We start from the raw sequence: 23,718 nt of genomic DNA, 5'->3' as shown, positions 1-23,718 counted from the left end.
ATTCACTTAGCAATCCATGCAAGTAAAAAACGCCCGCCGTCCGCGCGCCGTGCTGGGGCAGCTGTCCGACATGGACCTGCGCCTGCTGCAGGTGTTCAAGGCCGTGGTCGAGTGCGGCGGCATGGCCGCGGCCGAGCTGGAGCTGAACATCGGCACCAGCACCGTGAGTCGTCACGTGAAGGATCTGGAGACGCGCCTGGGCCTGACGCTGTGCCGGCGCGGGCGCGCGGGCTTTGCGCTCACGCCCGAGGGACAGCGGGTCTATGAGGAGACGCTGCGCCTGCTGGCCTCGGTGCGCGGCTTTCTGGGCAGCATCGACGACATCCACGACCGCATGGGCGGACAACTCGCCGTGGCGGTGTTCGACAAGACGGCGAGCAACCCGGCCGCGCGCATCGGCGACGCCATCGCCACTTTTACGGCGGAAGCGCCCGACGTGCAGCTGCAGCTGCATGTGGGGTCGATCAACGCCATCGAGCGCGGCGTGATCGACGGCAGCTTCCAGGTGGGCATCATTCCCGCCCACCGCAGCTCGCAGAGCCTGGTCTATTCCGATCTGTTCGGCGAGACCATGCTGCTGTATTGCGGCGCGGGCCACCCGCTGTTCGGCGCACCCCACGACGATCTGGACTGGGACGCCGTGCGCCGCTACCCGTTCGCGGGGCTGGGCTACCACTCGCCCAACATGGAGCTGAGCCACGAGGCGCGCCTGACGCGCGCGGCCACGGGGTTTGACCAGGAGTCCATTGCCACGCTGGTGCTGTCGGGGCGCTTTCTGGGCTTTCTGCCCGACCACTATGCCGAGAGCTTCGAGCGCCAGGGCCGCATGCAGCCCGTGCGGCCCGCGCTGTTCCGCTACGACTGCCGCTTCGTCAGCCTGGTGCGCCGCTCACCCGCGCCCAGCCGGGCCGCGCAACTGCTGCAGCGCTGCCTGCTGCAGGCGCATGGGGCCTGACGGCCCGCCCGGGTCGCTCAAGCGCCGGGCCGCGCTGCCGATAATGCAAGGCATATGACCACCCTTGCCGCCATCGCCCAATCTGGTCTGCAGGCCGCGCAGCTGCGCCTGGACAGCAGTGCCCACAACGTGGCCAACCTGAACACCCCGGGCTTTCGGCGCCAGACGGTGGACCAGCAGGCCGCACCGGCGCCGGGCGGCGTGCAGGCGCGCGTGGCAGCGCCTGCGGCCGCGACGGGCGTGGCGCTGGAAGCGGAGGCCGTGGAGCAGATCAGTGCCACCTATGCCTTCCAGGCCAACCTGCTGGTGTTGCGCCGCGCCGACGAGATGGCGGGCGCGTTGCTGGACGTGCGGGCGTGACGCTGTCGGTTTACATTAAAAGTGCCTCTGGCGCTTATCTGGCAAGCGCTAATAGCTACACAAATAAGAGCAATCGCAACCCGCTAGCCCATCATGCGGCCCGGGCGAGGTGCGCGAGTTGCTGCGCCAGCCAGTCGGTAAACGACTCCGACCGCAGGTGGGCCGGGGTCTCAGGCGGCATGCGCATGGGCGGCCTCCGCAGGGGCGTGTGCCTGTGCCTCGCGGCGCTGGCGGGCGCGCTCCCAGGCCTTTTCATGGAAGAAGAAGGCCACAGCCTGCACCGTGGGCTCCAGCAGGCTAAGGGTGAGCGACGCAATCAGATTGCCCGTGACGGCATACGCCACCAGGGCGGCCACGCAGATGTGGATCACGTAATAGCTGCCGGTCTTGGCCAGCGTGGGCAGGTTATGGCGGGCGGCGATGCGGATGCGGGACATGGTGCTCTCCTGTAACGGTATGTGGAGAATGCTAGTCATTCGCATTTGATTTGGCCAATTGTTCGTGGCTAAGTTGCAGATAGAAACTGTCGAATCGCCGCGGATATGATGGCCGCTCTCTTTTTTCAACCTCTCAACCGACCCGAACGGGAGCACCGCATGGCCCTCATGGACTTCATCAAGAAGCAGTTCATCGACATCCTCCAGTGGACCGAGGACGGCAACGGAACGCTGGCCTGGCGCTTCCCGATGGAGGGTATGGAAATCCAGAACGGCGGCACGCTGGTGGTGCGCGAGTCGCAGATGGCGGTGTTCGTCAACGAAGGCCAGGTGGCCGACGTGTTCGGCCCCGGCACCTACAAGCTGACCACGCAGACGCTGCCGGTGCTGACCTACCTGAAGAACTGGGACAAGCTGTTCCAGTCGCCGTTCAAGAGCGACGTGTACTTCTTCAGCACGCGCCAGCAGGTGGACCAGAAGTGGGGCACGCCCCAGCCCATCACCATCCGCGACAAGGACTTCGGCGCGGTGCGCCTGCGCGCCTTCGGCAACTATGCGTACCGCATCGCGGACCCGAAGCTGTTCCACACCGAGATCTCGGGCACGCGCGAGTCCTACCCCTCGGCGGACCTGGAGGGCCAGCTGCGCGGCCTGGTGCTGCAGAACATCAGCAACGCCATCGCGGGCAGCGGCCTGCCGTTCCTCGACCTCGCGGCCAACCAGGTGATGTTTGCCGACGCGCTGGCGCACGAACTGCAGCCCGCGTTCGCCAAGATCGGCCTGAAGCTCGAATCGATGACGGTGCAGAACGTCTCGCTGCCCGAAGAGCTGCAGAAGATCCTCGACCAGAAGATCGGCATGGGCATGGTCGGCAACGACATGGGCAAGTTCATGCAGTACCAGACGGCGCAGGCCATCCCGAAGTTCGCCGAAGGCGCGGCGGGTGGTGGAAACGGTGGCGGCAGCGTGGCGGGCGACGCCATGGGCCTGGGCGCCGGCGTGGCGCTGGGCCAGGTGCTGGCGCAGAACCTGCAACAGGGCCTGCAGGGCGGCGCTGCGCCATCGGCCCCGCAGGCCGCGCCTGCCGCCGCGCCGGTGGGTGTGCGGCCCGAGGAAGTGATGGCCACGCTGGAGAAGCTGGGCGAGCTCAAGTCCAAGGGCATCCTCACGCAGGAGGAGTTCGACGCGAAGAAGGCGGAGCTGCTGAAGAAGCTCATCTGACGCGCGTACACTCTCTTTTTAGTAGCTGCCAGCGCTTGCCACACAAGCGCTGGAGGCCAAAAACACCTTAGATCCACGACGCATGGCCGACAGCGGCACCCAGCGGACCTACCGCGCGCCCTGCCCGGGCTGCGGCGCGCCGGTCGAATTCAAGAGCGCGCAATCCACCCATGCCATCTGCGCTTACTGCCACAGCACCGTGGTGCGCAGCGGCGAGGTGCTGCAGCGCCTGGGCCGCATGGCCGAGGTCTTCGACGACCACAGCCCGCTGCAGCTCATGGCCAGCGGACGCATCGCGCTGGACGGCCAGACGCTGCCGTTCACGCTGATCGGCCGCCTGCAATACCAGGGCGAGGAAGGCCGCTGGACCGAGTGGGTTGCCTTCCTGCAGGACGGCAGCACCGCCACGCTCAGCGAGGACAACGGCGCCTATGTCTTCACCCGCCCGGCCACGCTGGGGCGGGAATTGCCCGAAGCCGAGCGCTTTCGCGTCGGCATGACCACGGCCGTGGCCGGCCAGCCGTTCAGCGTGGCGGCCAATGTGCGCGCACAACTCGTCGCGGCCGAGGGCGAGGTGCCGAAGCTGCCGCCGCTGGGCACTCCGTTCCAGGTGGTGGAGCTGCGCTCGGCCGACGGCGAGGTGCTCTCCATCGACTACGGCACCCAGCCCCCCCAGGTGCAGCGCGGCCGGGCGGTGCGGCTGGAGGATCTGCAGCTCCAGGGGCTGAAGGACGAGTCCGCCAAGGAGGAAAAGGGCCGCCAGTTCAGTTGCCCCCATTGCGGCGCGCCGGTGCAGGTGCAGCTGTCCAGCACCAAGAGCTGCACCTGCCCGTCGTGCCACAGCCTGATCGACCTGAGCGCGGGTTTGGGTGGCGAGCTGCGCCACGCCGCACAGTACGAACCGGTGCAACCGCTGATCCCGCTGGGCAGCGTGGGCCAGTTCGAGGGCGCGCCATGGCAGGTGGTGGGCTTTCAGCACCGCACGGGCGTGGAGCCCGGGGATGACGAGCACTTCGGCTGGGAGGAATACCTGCTGTACCACCGCCAGCGGGGCTTCCTGTTCCTGGTGGACGCCAGCGATGGCTGGAGCCTGGTGCGCCCTGCCACGGGCGCGCCGCAGCACAAGCCGGGCGCGCCCACCGCCACCTACCTGGGCACGCAGTACCGCCTGACCTCCACCTACCAGGCCGAGACCAACTATGTGGCGGGCGAGTTCTACTGGCCCGTGGAGCGCGGCCAGAAGACCAGCAACAGCGACTTTGCCGCCGTGAACGGCAAGGGCCTGCTGTCGCGCGAGCAGTCGCGCAGCGAGGTCACCTGGTCGCACGGCCAGCGCATGGACTCCAGCGCCGTCGCCCAGGCCTTCAAGCTGGGTGACAAGGCGGCGCTGTTCCGCCGCCAGGACGCGGGGCCCGTCGCCGCGGGCTCTGGCATCGGCTGCGGCACGGTGATCGTGATCCTCATCGTGCTGATCATTCTGCTGGTGCTCATGAGCAACTGCTCGGGCTCTTCAGGCGGGTACTACCGCAGCTCGGGCGGCTCGTTCGGTGGCTACAGCACGGGCGGCGGCCACAAGTGACGACTTTTGTGACACCTTTTTCTCTCAACCCCTCCAAGGAGCAAACGCCATGATGGGAATCGAATGGCTTCGGCCCGCGGCCTTCCTCGGGTCCATCCTCTACGCGCTGATCGGCGTGGTCATCTTCTGGCTGTGCTTCTGGCTGATCGACAAGGTCACCCCGGCCGACCTGTGGGCCGAGATCGTGGAAAAGCAGAACCGCGCCCTGGCGATGGTGGTGGCCGCCATGTGCCTGGGCATCAGCATCATCGTGGCGGCGGCGATCCATTGAAACAGCCCCCTGAGCGGTTGCGCCGCTTCCCCCCGCTCCCGCATCGCTGCGCGATACGGGCAGGGAGACGACGCCAGCGCGGCGGGGCGGCGCGGCCGGCCCAGGCCCTTGTGCGGCGTCTGCTGGCATCGGTTACGCCCACGGCATGCGCACTCCCATGAAGGACACCAGCACTTCCGCCCCGCGCCCCATCGACGTCGCCCTGCTGGCCAGCGTGTTCGTGATCGCCGCTTGCGGGCTGCTGTACGAGCTGGCGGCCGGGGCGCTGGCGTCGTATGTGCTGGGCGACTCGGTGCTGCAGTTCTCCACCGTCATCGGCACCTATTTGTTCGCCATGGGCGTAGGCTCGTGGCTGTCGCGTTACTTCGAGCGGCAGTTGCCCGCGCATTTCCTGCGCATCGAGTTGCTGGTGGCGCTCATCGGCGGGGCGCTGCCTGCCGTGCTGTTCCTGGCCAATGCCTACGTGCCTAGCGCCTTCCGCGTGCTGCTGTACGGCATGGTGCTGCTGGTGGGAACGCTGGTGGGCTTGGAGATCCCGCTGGTCATGCGCATCCTCAAGCGCAATGTGCAGCTCAAGGACCTCGTGAGCCAGGTGCTCACCTTCGACTATCTTGGCGCGCTGGCGGTGTCGCTGGCGTTTCCGCTGCTGCTGGTGCCGCAGTTGGGGCTGGTGCGCACGGGGCTGCTGTTCGGCTTCATGAACGCCGCCGTGGCCGTGTGGGCGCTGTGGCTGTTCCGGCATGAGCTGCGGCGCTTTGGCGCGCACGCGCTGGCCTGTGCGCTGGTGCTGGCGGCCCTGCTGGCGGGGCTGCTGGGGGCCGAGCACATCACCCGCTTCGCCGAGGACAAGTTCTACCAGGACCGCATCGTGCTCAGCAGCGCCTCGCCCTACCAGCGCATCGTGGTCACGCACGGGCGCGCGGGGCATCGCCTGTACCTGAACGGCAACCTGCAGTTCGCCGAGCGCGACGAATACCGCTACCACGAGGCCTTGGTGCACCCCGTGATGGCCGCGCACGGTCATCCGAAGCGCGTGGCGGTGCTGGGCGGCGGCGACGGCATGGCCGTGCGCGAGGTGCTCAAGTACCCCTCGGTGGAGTCGGTCACGCTGGTGGAGCTGGACCCGGCGATGACGCAGCTCTTCGGCAGCCACCCCACGCTGCGGCAGCTGAACGGCGATGCGCTGGCGTCACGCAAGCTCACCATCGTCAACACCGATGCCTTCCAGTGGCTGCAACAGGGAGATGACACCTATGACGTGATCGTGGTGGACTTTCCCGACCCCACCAACTTCGCCATCGGCAAGCTCTACACCAACAGCTTCTACGCCCTGCTGGACCAGCGCCTGGCCGCCAGCGGCTACGCGGTGGTGCAGACGACCTCGCCGCTGGTGGCGCGCAGGAGCTTCTGGACGGTGGTCACGACCATCGAGTCCGTGGGCCTGCAGGCGCGGCCCTACCACGCGCATGTGCCGAGCTTTGGCGAGTGGGGCTTCGTCATCGCCAGCCGCCGCCCCTGGCGCGTGCCGGCCGAGCTGCCCGCGGGACTGCGCTTTCTGGACGCGGCCGCGCTGCCCCTGCTGTTCGACTTCCCGCGGGACATGGCGCGCGTGCCCGCCGAGGTCAACCGCCTGTCCAACCAGGTGCTGGTGCACACCTACGAACAGGAGTGGGGCCAGGTCGCCCACTGATCCCTGGGCCGATGCTGCGGGACGACCCTGCCCCGCCCTTGCCCCTGCCGGCGGTGTCTGACGAACCCGGCCGGGGCCGATGCCGTACAGTGGGCGGCCCATGTCCCACCCCGCCCACACTCCTTTCTCTCCCCGCCGGCGCCAGTTGCTGCAGGCCGGCGCCGCCCTGGCCGCGGGGCTCGGCCTGTCCGGCTGCGACAAGCCTGCGCCGGCCGACGTGCTGGGCGGTTACACCGGCATCGACATGGCGCGCGGCCATGCGCTGCGCGACCGGCTGGCCGAGGGCGCGCCCTACACGCCCGACATCGTGCGCCGCACCGAGGTGGTGATCGCGGGTGGCGGGGTGGCCGGGCTGGCGGCCGCACGCGCGCTGCGCCTGGCGGGTGTGGATGATTTCCAGTGCCTGGAGATGGAGGACCAGCCCGGCGGCAACAGCCGCGCCGGCAGCGTGAACGGCATTGCCTGCCCGCTGGGCGCGCATTACCTGCCCGTGCCCGGAGAGCATGCGCGCGAGGTGCAGGACCTGCTGGAGGAGCTGGGCCTGCGCCAGCGCGTGGCCGGCCGCTGGCGGTATGACGAACGCCACCTGAGCCACAGCCCGCAGGAGCGCCTCTACTTCCAGGGCCACTGGCAGGAGGGCCTGCTGCCCGTCGCCGGGGTGGGGGAGTCCACGCTGGCGCAGTACCGGCGCTTTGCCGAGCAGGTGGCCGCGCTTTCGCGCGGCGTGCGCTTCACCATGCCGGTGCTCAAGAGTTGGGCGCCCAATAAGCCGTTGGCGCCCGCCCATCAAGCGCTGGATGCTATGACTTTCGATGCGTGGCTGGCGCAGCAGGGCCTGGATGACGCCCACCTGCGCTGGTACCTGGACTACTGCTGCCGTGACGATTACGGCGCCGGCACGGCGCGCGTGTCGGCCTGGGCGGGCATCCACTATTTCGCCAGCCGCCACGGCTTCCATGCCCCGGGCCTGGAGGCCGATGCCGGCGATGGGCGCGAGGGCGTGCTCACCTGGCCCGAGGGCAACGGCTGGCTCACCCAGCGCCTGGCCGCGCCGCTGGTGCAGGGCGGCCAGTTGCGCACCGGCGCCAGCGTGCTGCGCATCGCCGAGACGCGCCGCGGCGTGGAGGTGGACGTGTACCTGCATGCCACCGACAGCATCGAACGCTGGCAGGCGCGCCGCTGCATCGTGGCGCTGCCGGTGTACGTCGCCGCGCGCGTGGTGCAGCCTGCGCCGGACTTCCTTGCCCAGGCCGCGCGCCGCCTGCAGTGGGCGCCGTGGCTGGTGGCCAATATCCATGTGAGCGCGCCGCTGGCCGACCGCGAGGGCGCCGCGCCCGCGTGGGACAACGTGCTCTACGCCGACCCCGTGCCCGGCGGGCTGGGTTACGTGCATGCCGGCCACCAGCGCCTGGACCCGCGCGCCGCCGCCAGCGGCCCCACCGTGCTCACCTACTACCAGGCGCTGGGCGACGTGCCGGGCGCCCGCCAGCAGCTGGCAGAGCAACCCTGGACGCACTGGCGCAGCGCCATTCTGGCGGCCCTGGCCGTACCCCACCCGGACCTGCCCGAGCGCGCCACGCGCATGGAGATCACACGCTACGGCCATGCCATGTCCATCCCCGTACCGGGCACGCAGGCATTTTTAAGCCAAATCGGCCTCTCGCGCTTGTCTGGCAAGCGCTACCAGCTATTAAATGGAGAGCGTGTTCCCGTGCCGCCCACGCCGGGCACGCAGCGCCTGCTGTTCGCGCACGCCGACTGGTCGGGCTACTCGGTGTTCGAAGAAGCCTTCACGCGCGGCCATGCGGCGGGGCTGGCGGTGCGCTGGTAGGCAAAGCACGGAGCGCTGAGCCATCGTTGCTTTGCGCACGCGCGCTTCAGCGGGCGTTCTCTTTGCGGCGGGCGATCCGCCGCAGCCCTTCCAGCCAGACCACGCTCAAGACCAGCACCCCTGCGCCGGCGCCCCAGGCTGCAAGGCCTGCGGGGGCCAGACCCATCAGGTCGCGCAGCGCCGGAATTCCCAGCATCGCCGCCAGCAGCAGCCCCACGGCCGCCGCCATGGGTGCCAGCCAGCGGTTGGCGCGTGCCTGAAGCACCAGCAGCGGCCGCGTCGGGTCACGCTGCGCCTGGATGAGCAGCAGCACGCACACCAGCAGCGTCCCCAGCACCACGGCGCGGCCCTGGGCGGCCTCCCAGCCCTGGGCATGCAGCCAGGCTTGCGCCGCCAGCAGCAGCGCGGCCACGCCCAGGCCTTGTGCCAGGGGCCACAGCAGCGCACGCAGGGCAAAGGGCGAGTCCTGCACCGGGCGGGCAGGGCGTTGCATGGTGTCGGCCTGCTCGGGCTCGGCCTCGAAGACGACGGAGCAGGCCGGGTCGATGAGCAGCTCCAGCAGCACGATGTGCACCGGCAGCAGCAGCGCGGGCCAGTGCAGCAGGGTAGGCACCAGCGCTAGCGCGACGATGGGCACGTGCACGGCGAAGACGAAGCGTGTGGCCTTGCGCACGTTGTCGTCAATGCGCCGCCCCTGGCGGATCGCGGCGACGATGTGCGCAAAGCTGTCTTGCAGCAGCACCAGGGCCGCGGCCTCGCGCGCCACATCGGTGCCGCGCTCGCCCATGGCGATACCCACGTCGGCGGCCTTGAGCGCGGGGGCGTCGTTCACGCCGTCGCCGGTCATGGCCACCACGGCACCATCGGCGCGCAGGGCCTGCACCAGGCGCAGCTTGTGCGCGGGCTTGAGGCGCGCACACAGGTCGGTGTGGCGCAGGCGCTCGCGGAGCGTGGCGTCGTCCAGCGCTTGCAGCTCATCGCCCGTGAGCACCTGGGGCCGCTCGGACAGGCCCACCTGCCGCGCGATGGCGCGGGCGGTGGCCGGGTGGTCGCCCGTCATCATCACCACGCGCACGCCCGCGCTGCGGCATTGGGCGATGGCCTCGGGCACCTCGGGCCGGGGCGGATCAGCCAGCGCCACGAGGCCGAGAAATTCGAAGTCGAAGTCGTGCTGGCTGCCGGGCCATGCCGGTGGCTGGCCCGGCGAGGCGCCCTCCCCCACCCACTGCCCGCGTGCCACGCCGAGCACGCGCAGGCCGCGCTCGGCCAGGTCTTCCACCTGCCGGCGCAGCGCCGCGCGCCGGCCCGCGTCCAGGTGGCACAGGTCGGCCACGGCCTCCGGGGCGCCCTTGGTGGCCAGCAGGTGCCGTTGGGGCGCGCCGGTGGCGTACACGCGGGTCATGGCCAGGATCTCGCCCGACAGGTCGTAGGCGAACTCGGGCTCGCGCCCGTCGTGCACATGCTCCGTCCCCTGCAGCCAGGTATGGCCGAAATGCTGAATGGCCTTTTCCATGGGATCGAACGGATCGCCCGGCGTGGCCAGCATGGCCCATTCGACCAGCGGGTGCAGCGCCTCGGGCAGCGTTTGGGCGCCCTCGGCGCGCCATTGCAGCGTGGGCGTGGCCAGCTCGGCCACGGCCATGCGGTTCATGGTCAAGGTGCCGGTCTTGTCCACGGCCAGCACGGTGACCGCGCCCAGGGTCTCCACGGCCGTGATGCGCCGCGTCAGCACCTGCCGCTGGGAGATGCGCCATGCCCCCAGCGCTAGGAACACGGTGAGGATCACCGGGATTTCCTCGGGCAGCAGCGCCATGGCCAGGGCAATACCCGACAGCAGGCTGTCCAGCAGCGGGCGGCCCGCCCAGCCCCAGCCCAGCAGCACCTGGGCGCCTGCCAGCGCGAGGGCCAGCAGCCCCAGGCTGCGCACCAGCCGGCGCGAGCGCTGCTGCAGCGGCGAGGGCGGTGTCTGCGTGGTCGCCAGGTCTGTGCCGATGCGTCCCACGGAGGTATGCCCCGCCGTGGCATGCACCCGCGCGAGGCCCGTTCCGCGGGTGACCACGGTGCTGGCGAACACGCGGTCGCTATCGGTGTCAGCCTGCAGGGTGGACGCGCTTTCGCTGGCGCAGGGGTGCTTGGCGGCGGGTACGGATTCCCCTGTGAGCAGGGATTCATCCACCTCCAGCTGGCCGCTGAGCAACTGGGCATCGGCGGCGACCCGGTCGCCTTCGCGCAGCACCAGCAGATCGCCACACACCACATCCCGCCCCGCAATGCGCAGTTGCGCTCCATCGCGCAGCACGAGGGCGCGGGGTGCGGACAGGTCGCGCAGCGACTCCAGCGCGCGCTGGGTACGACGCTCCTGCACCAGCGTGATGCCGATGACCACGAAGACGAAGCTGAGCAGGAACAGCGCCTCGCCCTTGTCCCCCAGTGCCAGATAGACGCCGCCCGCGGCCAGCAGCATGAGGAACATGGGCTCGGTGAGCACCTCGCGCACGATGGCGAACGTCGACTTGGGTGCGTTGCCGGGTAACTGGTTCGGTCCGTCGCGTGCCAGGCGTTCGGCGGCTTCGGCACTGCTCAGGCCCTGCAGGCCGTGGCGATGTGAGGAGGACTGTTCTGCCATGCAAGAGCGCGCCAGAAGTACGAGGGATGGCGGCAGTGTAGGTGCTTGCGCCGGGGGAGTGGGGTGAACTTTGGATCGCCGGCCCCTGTGTGGCACGGGGCAAAGAACCCGCCGTGATCACTGGCGCCCCCCATCAATCGATGAGGTTGGGTCACGGCGATCTTTCGCCTCGTGATCCGGTGTTGCAATGGGCCGAGGCGGGGGAATGGCCCATGGGCCCATTCCTTGGCAAAAATCAGGATTCGGATTCCATGCATGCGGCCAGGCCGGAGCGTGCGAGGCCGCGGTGTATAACCTCAGCGCCGGTCTTTGCGCCATTCCTGATCTATGCAAGTGAGCAGTTCCCCTCCGTTTTTTGAACATCAGCATGAGCGCCTGGAGGCGCAGCTGCACGCCCATCTGCTGGATGTCGTGGGTGCGGATTTCGATAGCGCGCTGCAACGCTTGCAGCGCTGGCGCGCCGACCTGGCCCAGCACATCGAGATCGAAAATACGCGGCTACTGCCCCATGTGCCGCCGGGTGCCCGCTGGGCCGCGCGGGTGTACCTGGTGGAGCACGACCGTATCGCGCTGCTGGCCGACGAGTACCTGCTGAAGGTGCGGGCAATGGCGCAGCAGCCGCCGCAGGGCGAGCAGGCCCGCCGCGCTGCGGTGCTGGGGCTGCTGGATGCGGCACACGCGCTGCGGCATGTGCTGGAGCATCACCATGAGCGCGAGCACCAGGCGCTGGCGCATGAATTGCCCGAAAGCCTGCAGGCTGCGGCGTGGAATGGCGTGGAGCCCGGCGGCGCATAAGCGGCCTCGTGGGTTCCAGCTCCTTGCCTCGTCCCGTCAGACCTCCGTCTGCGCCGCGGCCACCCAGCGCAGGCCCCTGCCGCGGCTGAAGTAGTAGTCGCCCTGGGGGCTGATGACGACGGCGCGGCAGGCGGCAGGGTCCGAAAAATACTGCCACCCGTGGGCGCGCTCCTGGGCGCTTGCATTGTTGGAGATGGCCTGCATGCCCTGGCCTGCGTTGTCGTTGCAGCGCGTGACCATGGCGCGCTCACGCGGGTGGCGGCGGTCCTGGTGGTCGCGGTCCCCGGCAAATGCGGGGGCGCCGAGGGCGGCCACCAGCATTCCGATCGCGGCGAGAGAGAAGGTGGTGCGCATGATGAACTCCTTTGTGCCCGGTGATTGCAGCCGAAAGTGACTGTGCCTGCAGTCTGCGCGGGAGGCGGTGAATCAGTGCTGAACGCTGGATTCACCTGCCGTTCATACCCCGCTCGCCGGTGCGCCCGAGCCGAACCGGCCCAGCCCCAGCGTGACCAGTCCGTTGCCGCGCCTCAGCATCCACAGCACCTCCAGCCCCATGCGCTGGGCCAGCGCCAGCCCTTCGCCAGGGCCGGCCACCAGCAGCGCGGTGGCCCAGGCGTCGGCGTGCATGCACTGGCGTGCCAACACGGTGACAGAGGCGACTTCGTTGCGCACGGGGGCGCCACGGCGCGTGTCCATGGTGTGCGCCAAGCGCGCGTCGCCTACCTGGAGATAGTGCCGGTAGTCGCCCGAGGTCGCCACAGCCAGGTCCTGCAGTTCGACCACGCTGTGCACGGCGCGGCGGCCGGTCTCGGGGCTTTCCACCGCGACGGCCCAGGGTTGGCCATCGGCCTGGCCGCCCACGGCGCGCAGCTCGCCGTCCAGCGCCACTAGGGCGTGCGGTACGCCGTTCTGCCGCAGCACGTCGGCCATGCGGTCCACGGCGTAGCCCTTGGCGATCCCGCACAGGTCCAGGTGCATGGGTGCGTGCTTGCGGGCACGCAGCATGCCGCTGTCCAGCTCTAGCGCCTCGTACGTGGGGGTGCGCGCGAGTGGTGCCGCGCTGGTGGCTGTGCGGATCGCCTCGGCGTCGGGAGCGTCGCGCACCGCTCCAAAGCCCCAGGCATCGACCAGCGCACCCGCAGCCGGGTCGAAGGCGCCCGCACTCAGGCGGCAGGCGTCCAGCGCGCAGACCAATACCTCCAGGATTTCAGCGGGCAGCGTGACCCAGGCCCCCACGGGGGCGTGGTTCAAGCGGTTGAGATCGCTGCCCGGCAGCCAGGGCGACATCTGCGCATCCACCCGTTGCACGGCGGCTGCCAGCGCGGTTTGCAGCGCCTGCACATCGGTGTCCGGCGCCGCATCGCAGGTAACCGACCAGCGCGTGCCCATGGTGGGGCCATGCAGCGCCAGCCGCCGCGGGTCAGAACAGGTCTTCGGCATAGCGTCCCTGCTCTTTCAGTTGCGCCAGGCTCTGGCCCTGCGGGCCCAGCAGCGCATCCAGCACCTGTGCCACGCCCTGGGCCATGGCGCGGCTGCCGCACACACGCACGAGGGCGCCCTGCGCGATCAGTGCAAGCACCTGCGTGGCATCGCGGCGCAGGATTTCCTGCACATAGCCACCGCCCGGTGTACGGGAGAACGTGGTGTGCAGCCCGGCCAGGCGGCCGTCGGCCTGCCAGGACGGGAGCTCGGTGCCGAAGTAGAAGTCCCGTTCGGGGTGGCGCGCGCCGTAGTACAGGTGCATGGGGCGGCGGCGCGTGTTGTCGCGTATGAAGCCTGCCAGTGGCGCCACGCCCGTCCCCGCGCCGATCAGCAGTACCGGCGCGCGGCCCGCGGGCAGCACGAAGCCCGGGTTGGAGCGGATGAACGCCTGCACACTGTCGCCCGCTTGCAGTGCATGCAGGTGGCTGGAACACACGCCGCCGGGCATGCGGCGCACGCAGATTTCCACGAAGCCGTCGCGCGTGCCGCTGGCCAGCGAGTAGTAGCGCGGCACGGCCTGGCCGGGCGCGACGATGCCGATCAGGTCGCCCGCGGCGAAGCGGGGCAGGCCGCGGGCGGGCAGGGCAAAGCGCAGGATGGCCGCGGGTTCGCCCGCGCCGCCCGGAAAGTCCTGTCGCGCGGCGAGCGTCAGTGCCACCGTGCGCGGCAGGCGTGGCTGGTAGTCGATCTGCAGGGGCAGACCCAGTGCTTGCGACAAGGTCCGTCCCCAGCGGGCGAACTCCTGCGCGGACTGTTGGTGGATGCGCTCCAGCGGCAGCAGCGAGGGCCAGCCCTGCGCGCGCAGCGCCTGCTCCAGCGCCTCGGCATACGCGCAGAAGGCGGGGAACTGCCGGTCGCCAAAGCCCAGTACCGTGACTTGCGCTCCCGTGACAGGCTGGCGCGTGATGGCGTCCAGCGCGCGCGCCGCATGGGCCGGCGGCTGGCCGTCGCCATAGGTGGCCGCCAGCACATAGACCTGGCGTGCGGTCGGTGGCACGCGCCAGTGCTCCAGGGCCGTGGTGTGCACGCGCTGGCCTGTGGCGACCAGTGCGGCATGCAGGGCCTGGGCAAAGCCCCAGGTGGTGCCGCCTTCGCTGGCCACGAAGACCAGGCTGTCGGCTTGCGCGAGCGGGCTGTTGTTGGCCATGCGGGGGCGGCTGCGACGGGCCTGCCACCACAACACCACGCCCGTGATCCAGAACAGCGGGATGCTGGCTCCCATGACGCCCAGCACCAGCGCCCAGACCCACGCGCCTTCGCCGGTGTGCAGCAGCAACGCCCAGTCGTGTACGCGCTGCGCCGCCGTGGCGTCCTGCCAGGCCAGGGTCTGGCCACTGTAGCGGTCTACCCAGCCCTGGCCCTGCGCGGTGGTCACGCGCCAGGTGTCTTGCGGATCGTCGGCCGCCGGCAGATTCAGCTTGCGCAGGTCCTGAACGCGCAGCTCCTGCAGCAGGGGCAATTGGTCGGCGCGCAGGGCGACCTGGCTGCCCTGTATGGAGGCCACGTCGGGCTCTGCCACGGCATCCAGCGGCAGCAGGCCGAAGGTGGCGGCGCTCATGACCAGGGCGGCAGCGGCGGACACCGCCAGCACCAACAGGATGACCCGCCCCGCCAGCACGTGCAGGCGCTGCGCCAGCGTGCCGCGCACCGGGCCGGCCAGTTGCCGCCATCCGCCCATGCGGCGCAGCAGCAGCACCAGCCCCGAGACCGAGAGCACCAGCATGGCGAGCGCCACTACGGCCGCGGTCATGCGCCCGGCGTCGCCCAGCAGCAGGGATCGGTGCAGGTTCTTCACCCAGCGTGGCAGCAGCGAGGGCTCGTAGTCCCCCAGCACGCGGCCGTCCGCGGGGTCCACGCGCAGGGCCTGGGCCTGGCCGTTGTCGAAGGCGTGTACCACGATGCCACCCGAGGGCAGGTGGCGGATTTCCTCCGCGCCGGGCACGCTGGCCTGTACGCGCTGCACGAGGGTGGCCACGGGCAGGTCCTGCGCCGGGGAAGCCGCCTGCCAGGCGTTGCGCAGCGGGTCGAGGGCCAACAGCGTGCCCGTAATGCCCAGCACCAACGCGAGCGCGCCGGCCATCAGGCCCAACCAGCGGTGGATCTGCCGCCAAACCATGGATGCCCCCTCGCTTATTTCAGTTGGTAGGTGAATGACTGGATGTACTGCTTGCCCGCCTGCGGCTTGCCGGCCTGGGCGGTAGACAGGGGCACCCGGATTTCCGACGGGCTGTCGCGCATGTCCTCGGCGGCAGCGTCGATGCGGATCTCGTAGCCCGCGTCGAGCAGCGCGTCGGCCAGGTCGGCCGTCACCTTGAGCGTGCGGCCCGCGCCCACGCTGGCGCCGGTCACGCCTTGCAGGCGCTTGCCGTCCTTGGCGGACAGGCGGTTCCAGTCGGCCAAGTGCTTGTAGTACTTGGCCTTGCCGCCGGCCACCCACAGCGTGCCCGCGTAGGCGCCCTTGGCGTCGGTGAGGTAGACGGCGAGGTAGGCGCCGTCGCCTCCGTAGTTCTTGAGGGTGGTCGAGAGCGTGACCTCGCGGCTGTGTGCCAAGGCGGGCAGGGTCAGCGCGCAGGCGGCGGCCACGGTGGTCAGCAGGGGTTTGGTGCTGGACATGGAGGTTCTCCGGTAAGAGCGTGTGGACGATTCAAAGGGTCATTCGATCTGGCCGCGTGGCGTGGTGCCGGGCGTCAGTACGGGGCTTTTGGGGGCCGCGACGGGTGCCGCGACGTCCTGGGCGGGAGCCGCATCGGGGGCCGGGGTGCGATCGCGCTCGCGCCGGCGTTCGCGCTCAGGTTCATGGCTGTCATCGCGCAGTTTCATCTTCACCACGCGCAGCGTCTGGGGGTCCAGCTTGGCCTTGAAGGCGCGGCCCTGGGCGTCGCGGCCGCGCACTTCGTAGCAGCCGTCATCGATCTTGAGGCGCTGCACCTGCCAGCCCTGAGCGGCCGCGTGCCGCATCACGGCGTCGCGTGACTGCCAGTGCTGCACGGGGGCCTCACAGTCATCGTCCGCCAGCGCAGGGGCTGCTGCCAGGGCCAGGCACAGGGCCAGCAACGGGGTCGGGTATTTCATGGAAAGCTCCTTTCGGTGGATCAACGCATGGCAAAGGACTCGCGGTGCACGCGCCACGGGCGGGGGCCACTGGCGTGCGCGTGCAGCGCATCGCCCAGACCCTGGGGGCCGCAGAACCAGATGTCCAGCGGGCCGGGGGTGGCTTCCAGGTCCTGGGGCCTGAGGCGCTGGCCCTGGGCGTCGCCGTGCACCGTGAGCGTGACCGGTGGTTGGGCCTGCGCGCACAGCGTGCGCAGGCGCGGCAGCAGCGGATCGGTGGCGGCGTCGCGGGTGCAGTAATGCATCTGCACGGGCTGCAGTTTGGAGGGCCCCGGCGTGGCGCCCGGCTGCCGGGCTTCCAGCAGTGCCAGGAAAGGCGTGATGCCCACGCCACCCGCCACCCACACCTGTTGGCGGCGGTGGCGGCCCCGGCCGTCGAAGCGGCCGTAGGGGCCTTCGATGTCCACGCGCTGCCCGGCCTGCAGGCGTTGGCCCAGGGTGCGGGTGTAGTCGCCCAGTGGCTTGATGACCAGACGCAGCAATGGCTCGCCTTGCGCACTGGTGCCCAGGCTGCCCGGTGCGCTGGCGATGGTGAAGGGGTGGGCGCCTTCCGACGCATCAAAGCGCACGAAGGCGAACTGCCCCGCGCGGTGGCCCGGCCAGCTTGCCGGCAGGGCGCAGATCACCTCAATGGGCGCCGCCGCGCTGCCATCGCCCAGCGTGCGCACCGCATGGATGTGGCCGGCGTGGCTGCGTGCGCGGCCGATCCAGCCGGCCAGCGACCACACGGCGGCCAGGCTGCCCAGCGCCAGCAACGTGCCCATCAGCAGGCCCAGCGGGAGCGTCCAGAAGGTCAGCGGCATCAGCGCCACGGTATGCAGCGTGAGCGCCAGAAACACCAGCGGCATGGCGCGGTGCAGGAAGCGCCACGGCTTGTAGGCCAGCAGCCGGGTCAGCAGCGTGATGGCTACCATGACCAGCAGCAGGTAAAAAGCCATCTCGCCCAGGTCCTTGGCAAAGCCCCGGGCGTCGGTGAGCCAGGGCAGAACGGCGTCGCGCGCCGGCCGGCCGGCGCGGCCCCACAGGCCCTTGATCCAGTCGCTGGATTCATCGGCGCCCCAGTGCAGGACGGCCGTCAGCGCCGCACTGATGCCGGCCCACTTGTGCAGGCGGTAGACCTGGTCCATGCCGCCCAGCGGGCGCTCCAGCCAGGGCAGGCGCAGCGCCAGCACCATGGCCAGTGCCATCAGGCCGATGCTCCACAGGCCCGAGAGATACAGCGCCTGTTGGCGCAGCTGCCACCAGCCAGTGCCTGCCCCCTGTGCATCCACAAGGGGAGAGACGCCCAGCTCGGGCGGCAGTACCGCGAGCCAGGCCAGGGTGATGGCCAGCAGCCAGCCTCCCAGGACGATCTTGATGCGCATGGCGTTTCCTTCTTGTACGTTGAGCAAGTGGCCCGCCACGGGTGTGTGGCGAGCGGCTTGGCAACGATTCTGGAAAAGCCACGATGAACTCGTGCTGAAGGCCGCGTTCATGCGACATTCATCGCCGTGCACGTATAAAAAACGCCCATGAACGCATTGCGCCGCCCCTTCGTCCTGATGGCCCTTGCGGTGGCCGCCGCCACCGCGGGCCCTGCCGCGCAGGCCGCCGAGCGCGGCCATGGCGACCATGACCTGGCGCGCCAGGCCCTGGAGCGCGGCCAGGTGCTGCCGCTGCGTACCGTGCTCGAGAAGGTCGAGCGCGAGTACCAGGGCCAGGTGCTCAAGGTGGAGTTCGAGCATGATGACGGTCGCTTCATCTACGAGATCCGCCTGCTGCAGCAGGACGGCCGCATGGCCAAGCTTAAGATCGACGCGGTCGATGGACGTGTGCTGCAGATCAAACGCAAGGAACATTGATGCGCATCCTCGTCGTGGAAGATGAACCTACGCTGCGGGACCAACTGGTGCAGGCGATCGCCGCGGCGGGCCACACGGTGGAAGCCGCCAGCGACGGCGCGCAGGCCCACTACCTGGGCGAGGTGGAGGACTTTGACGCCGTGGTGCTGGACCTGGGCCTGCCCGTGCTGGACGGCCTGTCGGTGCTGCGCCGCTGGCGCGCCGCGGGGCGCAACATGCCGGTGCTGATCCTTACCGCGCGCGCCGCCTGGCATGAGAAGGTGGCGGGCATGGACGCGGGCGCGGACGATTACCTCGCCAAGCCCTTTCACATGGAGGAGCTGCTCGCGCGCCTGCGTGCGCTGCTGCGCCGTCTGGGGGAGCACGCCAGCGCGCAGTGGCAGTGCGGCCCGATCTGGCTGGACACGCGCCAGGCGCGCGTGCTGGTGGACGGCCAGCCGCTCACGCTCACCAGCCACGAGTTCAAACTGCTCTCGCTCCTGATGCAGCGCAAGGGGCAGGTGCTGTCGCGCACCGAGCTGTCCGAGCACATCTACCCGCACGACAGTGATCGTGACTCCAACACCATCGAGGTCTTCGTGGGCCGCCTGCGCAAGAAGCTGCCGCCGGGCAGCATCGAAACCGTGCGCGGCCTGGGCTACCGCCTGGCCGAGGCCGGCGCCACGGCATGAGGGTGGGCGGCTCTCTGCGCCTGCGCCTGCTGGCGGGCACGCTGGCGTGGATGCTGATCAGCGTCGCGCTCGCGGGCTGGGCGCTGCGCACCTTGTTCCAAGACCACATCACCCAGCAGCTACAGGCGCAACTGGTGGTGCAGCTCGACCAGCTCAGCGCCTCGGTGGAATGGACCCCGCAGGGCGGCACGGCCGTGGCGCCGCTGGCCGGTGATGCGCGGCTGGCGCAGCCGCTGTCGGGCCTGTATTGGCAGGTGGACCAGGTGGGCGCGGCGCCGCAGGCCGCCGTGGCGCGCTCGCGCTCGCTGTGGGACCAGGTGCTGGCGCTGCCGCCCGTGCCGGGCGACTACCCCGCGCGCGGCTACCGCGTGCTGCAGCTGCACGATGCGCAGGGCCATGCGCTGCTGTCCGTGGCGCGCACTCTGCAACTGCCCGAGGACGACGCCCCGCCGCTGCGCCTGGTCGTGGCGGGCGACACCGCCCTGCTGGCCGAGCCGCTGCAGCGTTTCACCCACCTGCTGTTGATCGCGCTGGGCCTGCTGGCGCTGGGCCTGGCCGTCGCCGTGGCGGTGCAGTTGCAGCTGGCACTGCGCCCGCTGCAACTGCTGCGCGAACAGCTGGCCACCGTGCGCGGCGGGCGCGCCACGCGGCTGGAGGGGTGCTTCCCGCAGGAGCTGCAGCCGCTGGTCAATGAGTTCAACCATGTGCTGGCCGAGAACGCCGACATGGTGCAGCGCGCGCGCACCCAGGCGGGCAACCTGGCGCACGCCGTGCACACGCCGCTGTCCATCCTGGCGAACGCCGCGGCACAAGAGAGCACGCCGCTGGCGCAGCTGGTGACCGAGCAGGTGGCCAGCGCGCGCCGCCAGGTGGACTACCACCTCGCCCGCGCCCGTGCCGCCGCGGCCGTACGCGCCACCGGGCTGCGCACGCCGGTGCTGGCGCCGCTGCAGGCCCTGCTGCGCACCATGCAGCGCCTGCATGCCGACCGGCAGCTCGCCTTCGAGCTGGCGCCGCAGGCGCAGGACGGCGCCTTTCGCGGCGAGGAGCAGGATCTGTACGAACTGCTGGGCAACCTGATCGACAACGCCGGCAAGTGGGCGCGCACGCGCGTGGTGGTGGATGTGCGGCGCGAGGGCGATCTGCTGTGCTTCACCGTGGACGACGACGGCCCCGGCATTCCGGAGGCGCTGCGCGACCGCATGTTCGAGCGCGGCGTGCAGTTGGACGAGCAGCGCCCCGGCTCGGGCCTGGGGCTGGACATCGTGCGCGCGCTGGCGCAGACCTATGGCGGCAGCGTGCAGGCGCAGGCCTCGCCGCTGGGCGGGGCGCGGCTGCGCCTGTGCCTGCCGGCGGCGGAGGGCGGCGGCGCTGCGTGAGTGCGGCTGGCACAATCCCGGAGTCTTCCGCTATCTGAATCCGCGCCATGTTCACAGGCATCGTCCAGGCCACCGCGCGCATCGCCGCCATCGACGACCGCGCCGGCCTGCGTACCTTCACCCTCGAATTCCCCGCTGGCTTCTGCCAGGACCTCGCCATCGGCGCCAGCGTGGCGACGGACGGCGTGTGCCTCACGGTGACCGAGATCCTCTCGCCCACGCGCGCCACGTTCGACGTGATGCTGCAAAGCCTGAACATCACCACGCTGGGCAGCTACGCCGTGGGCGACCGCGTGAACGTGGAGCGTGCCGCCAAGGAGGGCGCCGAGATCGGCGGCCACCCCCTGTCGGGCCACATCGACTTCACCGGGCAACTGGTGCAGCGGCGCGAACTGGACAACAACCTGGTGTGGCGCGTGGCTGTGCCCGAGGCGTTTCGGCGCTACGTGTTCGCCAAGGGCTACATCGCCCTCCACGGCGCCAGCCTCACCGTGGCCGAGGTGGACCGCGCCGAGGGCTGGTTCGAGGTCTGGCTGATCCCCGAGACGCGCCGCGCCACCGTGTTCGAGGACGTGCAGGTGGGCGATCGTCTGAACATCGAGATCGAGCGCAGCACCCAGGTGGTGGTGGATACCGTGCGCGAGGCCGTGCAGGAAAGCCTGGGCCGCCTGGCGCCGGTGCTGGAGGGGCTGCTGAAAGAGAAGGGCCTGTCGCTGGACGACTACCTTCCGCACCCGTCCAGGGCCCTGCCGCCGCAGCGATGACCGGCGCGCCGCGCGCCCTCACGCGCGCCGACCTGCCGGACCTGCTGGCCGTGCAGCGCGCCTGCTACGGCGACGCCTACGTCGAAAGCGCCGAGGTGTTTGCCCGCCGCCTGGCCAGCCCCGTGAACTGCTCGCTGGTGCTGGAGCATGAGGGGCGCGTGGCCGCCTACCTGGCGGCCTACCACTCGCTGCTGGGCAAGGTCACGCCGCTGCACGGTGACTTCGATGCCGTGCCGGCGCCCGACACGCTGTACCTGCACGACATGGCGGTGCTGCCCGCCTGCGCCGGCCGGGGCCTGGCGCGTGCGTTGCTTGCGCGGCTGCTGCCGCGGGCCCGCGCGGCGGGGCTGCGCCACACGGCACTGGTGTCGGTGCAGGGCTCGCAGGCCTACTGGGCGCGCCAGGGCTACGCCCTGCACCCGGTGCAGGACGCCGCGCAGCGGCGCCACCTGGACAGCTACGGCGCTGGCGCGGTGTACATGGCGCAGGCACTGTAAAAATGATAGCTGTTAGCGCTTGCCATCAAAGGATTACAGCATGTTTTGTGCCTGAAACTCCCATGCAGCAAGCGCGACCAGCTATCTTTTTAATTACCTCCGAAGCCTAGAACTGCAGGTCCGCGCGCAGCCACAGCGTGCGGCCGGGTTCGTTGATGCGCACGCCGCCCGGGTAGCCGAAGCCGGCGTTGCCCGCCAGGTTCAGGTGCTCGGCGTAGTTCTTGTCCAGCAGGTTGTCCACCCCGGCGGCAAGCTTCAGCTGTGCGTTGATGCGGTAGCCCGCGTGCAGCGACAGCACGCCGAAGCCGGCGCTTGCGCCCAGGTCGCGGCCCACCACGTTGCCCTGGCCGTTGGCATGGCGGTGCTGCGCGGCCACCAGGCGCCACAGGCCGCCGGCGCTCCACGGCCCCTGGGCGTATTCCAGGCCCAGGCGCGCCTCCAGCGGCGGCATCTGCGGCAGCGGGCGGCCTTCACTGGTGTTGCGGCCCCAGCTGTAGGCCAGCGTGCCCTGCGCCGTCCACGCCGTGCCCAGGCGCTGGCTGGCGCCCAGCTCCAGCCCGGCGGTGCGCGCGTCGACGTTGCGCACGGCCGATTTCATGCCGGTGTAGTCGAACAGGATGTAGTCGCGCACCACGCCCACATAGGCCGAGGTCCACAGCTGCCAGTCCGCGCCCTTCCACTGCGCGCCCATGTCCAGCTGCGTGGTCTTCTCGGGGCGCAGCGTGGCGAAGGCGTTGCCGGCGCTGGCCGCGCTGTTCCCGGGGGAGATCAGCTCCCAGTAGTCCGGAAAGCGCTGCACGTGCCCCAGGCCCGCGTAGACCAGCGCGCCCTGCGGCGCCAGCGTGCGTTCCCAGCGCACGAAGCCGCTGGGCATGGCCGAGCGCGTGCGGTGGTCCGCGCCGGCCGCCGGGGCCATGCCGCCCATGCCGCTCGGGGCAGGGTAGCGCCAGGCCTCGGCGCGGTCCAGGCGCAGGCCGCCCACCCAGCGCGTGTCGGCCTGGGCCTGCCATGACAGCTCGGCAAATGCGCCCAGGTTCTCGAACTTGGCGTCGCGCATCCAGGGCTTGCTGTCGTAGGGCACGCTGGGCGTGCCGCTGCGCTTGTCGTGCGGGCTGCGCTGTGCGTCCAGGCCCGTCTCCAGCTGCCAGTCGGGCTGCCATTGCAGCGTGGCGGCCACGCGCGCGCCCTCGGTGGTGCGCCGCACGTTGCTGGCCATGGGCATGGACATGCTGCCGCCAGGCTGGAAGGTGCGCAGCGTGAAGTTGTCCATCACGTGGTCGGCGCGGTTGCCGTAGACCTGTGCCTGCAGCTTGGCCAGCCAGGGCGTGAGGTGGCGCTTCTCGAAGCGCAGGCCCCAGCTCTCGCGCTTGAACTGCGTACCGTCCATGCCGCGCCCGCCGTAGCGCGCCTCGCCGTCGCCCGTGCCGGCGCTCAGCTCCAGCAGCGTGTCCGCGTCGGGCGTGAAGCCCAGCGCCACGTCGGTGTTCCATTTGTCCCAGGCCGAGGGCACGCGCCGGCCGTCGCCGTCCTTGTAATCCTGGCCGTGGGAATGGTTGGCGGTCACGCGCACGTACACCTGCGCGTTGCCGGCCTGAAAGTCCACGTTCTGGTCGTTGCGCCCGGCGCTGGCGCCCAGCAGGCTGGCGCTGAGGCGCACGCCGGGTTCGGTGAGGTCAGGGCGCTCGCGGTCAAAGCGCACCACGCCGGCCGAGGTGCCCGGCCCCCAGACGACGGTCTGCGGCCCCTTGACGACGGTGAGCGTGTCGTAGGTCTCGGGCGAGATGTAGGAGCTGGGCGCGTCCATGCGCCCCGGGCAGGCGCCCAGCAGCTGCGTGCCGTTGGTCAGCAGCGGCAGGCGCGAGCCGAACTGGCCGCGGAACACCGGGTCGCCGTTGGAGCCACCGCTGCGGATGGCCGAGAAGCCCGGGATGGTCTTGAGGTAGTCGGCCGCGTCGCTGGCCGGCACGGGCTGGCGCGGCTGCTTGGGGTCGGCCACCACCTGAAGGGGCGAGTGGTCGTGCACGGCCGTGACGACCACGTCGCGCAGCGTGTGCTCGGGGGCCGCGGCCGCGTTGTTCACGGCGTCGCTCGCGGCCAGGGCCGGGCCGGCCAGCAGCAGCGCGCAGGCCAGCGCGCAGGGGGTGAGGTGCGAGGACAGGGGCGCGCACCGCAAGGCAGGCGCGCGGAAGGAATATGCAGTCATGAGAA

The 23,718-nt window shown here is 70.4% G+C and carries 22 protein-coding genes; 13 read left to right on the top strand and 9 right to left on the bottom strand.

What is annotated here, in order from left to right; all coding sequences use genetic code 11:
• The first annotated feature begins 16 nt into the window (after positions 1–16).
• Both QY917_RS13570 and QY917_RS13565 read left to right on the top strand, forming a co-directional pair.
• Positions 17–955, top strand: coding sequence for a LysR family transcriptional regulator (locus QY917_RS13570; RefSeq protein ID WP_011807181.1), 939 nt, complete (start codon positions 17–19; stop codon positions 953–955).
• A gap of 54 nt (positions 956–1,009) precedes the next feature.
• On the top strand, positions 1,010–1,315 hold the full coding sequence (locus QY917_RS13565) for a flagellar basal body protein (protein ID WP_123675464.1): 306 nt from the start codon (positions 1,010–1,012) through the stop codon (positions 1,313–1,315).
• A gap of 170 nt (positions 1,316–1,485) precedes the next feature.
• On the opposite strand, the gene QY917_RS13560 is transcribed toward QY917_RS13565, so the two are convergent.
• Entirely contained in the window at positions 1,486–1,752 is a 267-nt protein-coding gene (locus QY917_RS13560) for a DUF2061 domain-containing protein (RefSeq protein WP_011807179.1), read from the bottom strand.
• Between the two features lie 159 nt (positions 1,753–1,911).
• On the opposite strand from QY917_RS13560, the gene QY917_RS13555 reads away from it, so the two are divergent.
• The 5 genes from QY917_RS13555 (at position 1,912) to QY917_RS13535 (ending at position 8,344) form a co-directional block, all read left to right on the top strand.
• Positions 1,912–2,973, top strand: a complete 1,062-nt coding sequence (locus tag QY917_RS13555) for an SPFH domain-containing protein (protein ID WP_123675465.1) — start codon at positions 1,912–1,914, stop codon at positions 2,971–2,973.
• An 82-nt stretch (positions 2,974–3,055) separates the two neighbouring features.
• Entirely contained in the window at positions 3,056–4,552 is a 1,497-nt protein-coding gene (locus QY917_RS13550; RefSeq protein ID WP_123675466.1) for a DUF4178 domain-containing protein, read from the top strand.
• Between the two features lie 49 nt (positions 4,553–4,601).
• The gene (locus tag QY917_RS13545) at positions 4,602–4,823 is read left to right on the top strand and encodes a DUF350 domain-containing protein (RefSeq protein ID WP_011807176.1); all 222 of its coding nucleotides are present in this window, start codon (positions 4,602–4,604) and stop codon (positions 4,821–4,823) included.
• Positions 4,824–4,980: 157 nt separating this feature from the next.
• Positions 4,981–6,513 carry a polyamine aminopropyltransferase gene (locus tag QY917_RS13540; RefSeq protein ID WP_302077337.1) on the top strand — a complete coding sequence of 511 codons (1,533 nt, stop codon included), beginning with the start codon at positions 4,981–4,983 and terminating at the stop codon, positions 6,511–6,513.
• A 100-nt stretch (positions 6,514–6,613) separates the two neighbouring features.
• Positions 6,614–8,344, top strand: a complete 1,731-nt coding sequence (locus QY917_RS13535; RefSeq protein WP_302077335.1) for an FAD-dependent oxidoreductase — start codon at positions 6,614–6,616, stop codon at positions 8,342–8,344.
• A gap of 46 nt (positions 8,345–8,390) precedes the next feature.
• Here the strand turns inward: QY917_RS13535 and QY917_RS13530 are convergent, their stop codons facing one another.
• A complete protein-coding gene (locus tag QY917_RS13530; RefSeq protein ID WP_123675468.1) occupies positions 8,391–10,970 on the bottom strand; it encodes a cation-translocating P-type ATPase in 2,580 nt (859 codons plus the stop codon).
• Positions 10,971–11,297: 327 nt separating this feature from the next.
• On the opposite strand from QY917_RS13530, the gene QY917_RS13525 reads away from it, so the two are divergent.
• Entirely contained in the window at positions 11,298–11,765 is a 468-nt protein-coding gene (locus QY917_RS13525) for a hypothetical protein (protein ID WP_123675469.1), read from the top strand.
• Between the two features lie 36 nt (positions 11,766–11,801).
• On the opposite strand, the gene QY917_RS13520 is transcribed toward QY917_RS13525, so the two are convergent.
• The 6 genes from QY917_RS13520 to QY917_RS13495 form a co-directional block, all read right to left on the bottom strand.
• The gene (locus QY917_RS13520; RefSeq protein ID WP_123675470.1) at positions 11,802–12,119 is read right to left on the bottom strand and encodes a hypothetical protein; all 318 of its coding nucleotides are present in this window, start codon (positions 12,117–12,119) and stop codon (positions 11,802–11,804) included.
• 102 nt (positions 12,120–12,221) lie between these two features.
• Positions 12,222–13,205 carry an FAD:protein FMN transferase gene (locus QY917_RS13515; RefSeq protein ID WP_123675471.1) on the bottom strand — a complete coding sequence of 328 codons (984 nt, stop codon included), beginning with the start codon at positions 13,203–13,205 and terminating at the stop codon, positions 12,222–12,224.
• Positions 13,186–15,363: a PepSY domain-containing protein gene (locus QY917_RS13510; protein WP_123675472.1), complete on the bottom strand. Its 2,178-nt coding sequence runs from the start codon at positions 15,361–15,363 to the stop codon at positions 13,186–13,188. The genes QY917_RS13515 and QY917_RS13510 overlap by 20 nt, the downstream gene beginning before the upstream one ends.
• 14 nt (positions 15,364–15,377) lie before the next feature.
• Complete coding sequence (locus tag QY917_RS13505; RefSeq protein WP_047349248.1) at positions 15,378–15,860, bottom strand: DUF2271 domain-containing protein; 483 nt, start codon at positions 15,858–15,860, stop codon at positions 15,378–15,380.
• A 39-nt stretch (positions 15,861–15,899) separates the two neighbouring features.
• Positions 15,900–16,319, bottom strand: a complete 420-nt coding sequence (locus QY917_RS13500; RefSeq protein WP_123675473.1) for a PepSY domain-containing protein — start codon at positions 16,317–16,319, stop codon at positions 15,900–15,902.
• A gap of 20 nt (positions 16,320–16,339) precedes the next feature.
• Positions 16,340–17,722: a ferric reductase-like transmembrane domain-containing protein gene (locus tag QY917_RS13495; protein ID WP_123675474.1), complete on the bottom strand. Its 1,383-nt coding sequence runs from the start codon at positions 17,720–17,722 to the stop codon at positions 16,340–16,342.
• A gap of 147 nt (positions 17,723–17,869) precedes the next feature.
• Between QY917_RS13495 and QY917_RS13490 the strand changes: the two genes are divergently transcribed.
• Genes QY917_RS13490 through QY917_RS13470 form a run of 5 tightly spaced genes read left to right on the top strand, consistent with a single transcriptional unit; the run spans position 17,870 to position 21,510 of the window.
• On the top strand, positions 17,870–18,199 hold the full coding sequence (locus QY917_RS13490) for a PepSY domain-containing protein (protein WP_284466492.1): 330 nt from the start codon (positions 17,870–17,872) through the stop codon (positions 18,197–18,199).
• Positions 18,199–18,870 (top strand): response regulator transcription factor, encoded by a 672-nt coding sequence (locus QY917_RS13485; protein ID WP_011807163.1) that lies wholly within the window; start codon positions 18,199–18,201, stop codon positions 18,868–18,870. Before QY917_RS13490 ends, QY917_RS13485 begins: the two co-directional genes overlap by 1 nt.
• Positions 18,867–20,249 carry a sensor histidine kinase gene (locus QY917_RS13480; protein ID WP_123675475.1) on the top strand — a complete coding sequence of 461 codons (1,383 nt, stop codon included), beginning with the start codon at positions 18,867–18,869 and terminating at the stop codon, positions 20,247–20,249. The genes QY917_RS13485 and QY917_RS13480 overlap by 4 nt, the downstream gene beginning before the upstream one ends.
• 47 nt (positions 20,250–20,296) lie before the next feature.
• Positions 20,297–21,013, top strand: a complete 717-nt coding sequence (locus tag QY917_RS13475) for a riboflavin synthase (protein WP_015914639.1) — start codon at positions 20,297–20,299, stop codon at positions 21,011–21,013.
• Positions 21,010–21,510: a GNAT family N-acetyltransferase gene (locus QY917_RS13470; RefSeq protein ID WP_123675476.1), complete on the top strand. Its 501-nt coding sequence runs from the start codon at positions 21,010–21,012 to the stop codon at positions 21,508–21,510. Before QY917_RS13475 ends, QY917_RS13470 begins: the two co-directional genes overlap by 4 nt.
• A 106-nt stretch (positions 21,511–21,616) precedes the next feature.
• Here QY917_RS13470 and QY917_RS13465 read toward each other — a convergent pair whose 3' ends face one another.
• A complete protein-coding gene (locus QY917_RS13465) occupies positions 21,617–23,713 on the bottom strand; it encodes a TonB-dependent copper receptor (protein ID WP_123675477.1) in 2,097 nt (698 codons plus the stop codon).
• Positions 23,714–23,718 lie beyond the last annotated feature (5 nt).

This window comes from Diaphorobacter sp. C33, assembly GCF_030503915.1.
GTDB classification, from domain to species: domain Bacteria; phylum Pseudomonadota; class Gammaproteobacteria; order Burkholderiales; family Burkholderiaceae_C; genus Diaphorobacter; species Diaphorobacter nitroreducens.
Note: the sequence above shows the minus strand (reverse complement) of the source record. Positions and strands in the feature narration are given on the sequence as shown.

Bases quoted from the DNA above. Each gene is read 5' to 3' on its own strand.
- QY917_RS13570 (WP_011807181.1), top strand. From the start codon at position 17: ATGCAAGTAAAAAACGCCCGCCGTCCGCGCGCCGTGCTGGGGCAGCTG.
- QY917_RS13565 (WP_123675464.1), top strand. From the start codon at position 1,010: ATGACCACCCTTGCCGCCATCGCCCAATCTGGTCTGCAGGCCGCGCAG.
- QY917_RS13560 (WP_011807179.1), bottom strand. From the start codon at position 1,752: ATGTCCCGCATCCGCATCGCCGCCCGCCATAACCTGCCCACGCTGGCC.
- QY917_RS13555 (WP_123675465.1), top strand. From the start codon at position 1,912: ATGGCCCTCATGGACTTCATCAAGAAGCAGTTCATCGACATCCTCCAG.
- QY917_RS13550 (WP_123675466.1), top strand. From the start codon at position 3,056: ATGGCCGACAGCGGCACCCAGCGGACCTACCGCGCGCCCTGCCCGGGC.
- QY917_RS13545 (WP_011807176.1), top strand. From the start codon at position 4,602: ATGATGGGAATCGAATGGCTTCGGCCCGCGGCCTTCCTCGGGTCCATC.
- QY917_RS13540 (WP_302077337.1), top strand. From the start codon at position 4,981: ATGAAGGACACCAGCACTTCCGCCCCGCGCCCCATCGACGTCGCCCTG.
- QY917_RS13535 (WP_302077335.1), top strand. From the start codon at position 6,614: ATGTCCCACCCCGCCCACACTCCTTTCTCTCCCCGCCGGCGCCAGTTG.
- QY917_RS13530 (WP_123675468.1), bottom strand. From the start codon at position 10,970: ATGGCAGAACAGTCCTCCTCACATCGCCACGGCCTGCAGGGCCTGAGC.
- QY917_RS13525 (WP_123675469.1), top strand. From the start codon at position 11,298: ATGCAAGTGAGCAGTTCCCCTCCGTTTTTTGAACATCAGCATGAGCGC.
- QY917_RS13520 (WP_123675470.1), bottom strand. From the start codon at position 12,119: ATGCGCACCACCTTCTCTCTCGCCGCGATCGGAATGCTGGTGGCCGCC.
- QY917_RS13515 (WP_123675471.1), bottom strand. From the start codon at position 13,205: ATGCCGAAGACCTGTTCTGACCCGCGGCGGCTGGCGCTGCATGGCCCC.
- QY917_RS13510 (WP_123675472.1), bottom strand. From the start codon at position 15,363: ATGGTTTGGCGGCAGATCCACCGCTGGTTGGGCCTGATGGCCGGCGCG.
- QY917_RS13505 (WP_047349248.1), bottom strand. From the start codon at position 15,860: ATGTCCAGCACCAAACCCCTGCTGACCACCGTGGCCGCCGCCTGCGCG.
- QY917_RS13500 (WP_123675473.1), bottom strand. From the start codon at position 16,319: ATGAAATACCCGACCCCGTTGCTGGCCCTGTGCCTGGCCCTGGCAGCA.
- QY917_RS13495 (WP_123675474.1), bottom strand. From the start codon at position 17,722: ATGCGCATCAAGATCGTCCTGGGAGGCTGGCTGCTGGCCATCACCCTG.
- QY917_RS13490 (WP_284466492.1), top strand. From the start codon at position 17,870: ATGAACGCATTGCGCCGCCCCTTCGTCCTGATGGCCCTTGCGGTGGCC.
- QY917_RS13485 (WP_011807163.1), top strand. From the start codon at position 18,199: ATGCGCATCCTCGTCGTGGAAGATGAACCTACGCTGCGGGACCAACTG.
- QY917_RS13480 (WP_123675475.1), top strand. From the start codon at position 18,867: ATGAGGGTGGGCGGCTCTCTGCGCCTGCGCCTGCTGGCGGGCACGCTG.
- QY917_RS13475 (WP_015914639.1), top strand. From the start codon at position 20,297: ATGTTCACAGGCATCGTCCAGGCCACCGCGCGCATCGCCGCCATCGAC.
- QY917_RS13470 (WP_123675476.1), top strand. From the start codon at position 21,010: ATGACCGGCGCGCCGCGCGCCCTCACGCGCGCCGACCTGCCGGACCTG.
- QY917_RS13465 (WP_123675477.1), bottom strand. From the start codon at position 23,713: ATGACTGCATATTCCTTCCGCGCGCCTGCCTTGCGGTGCGCGCCCCTG.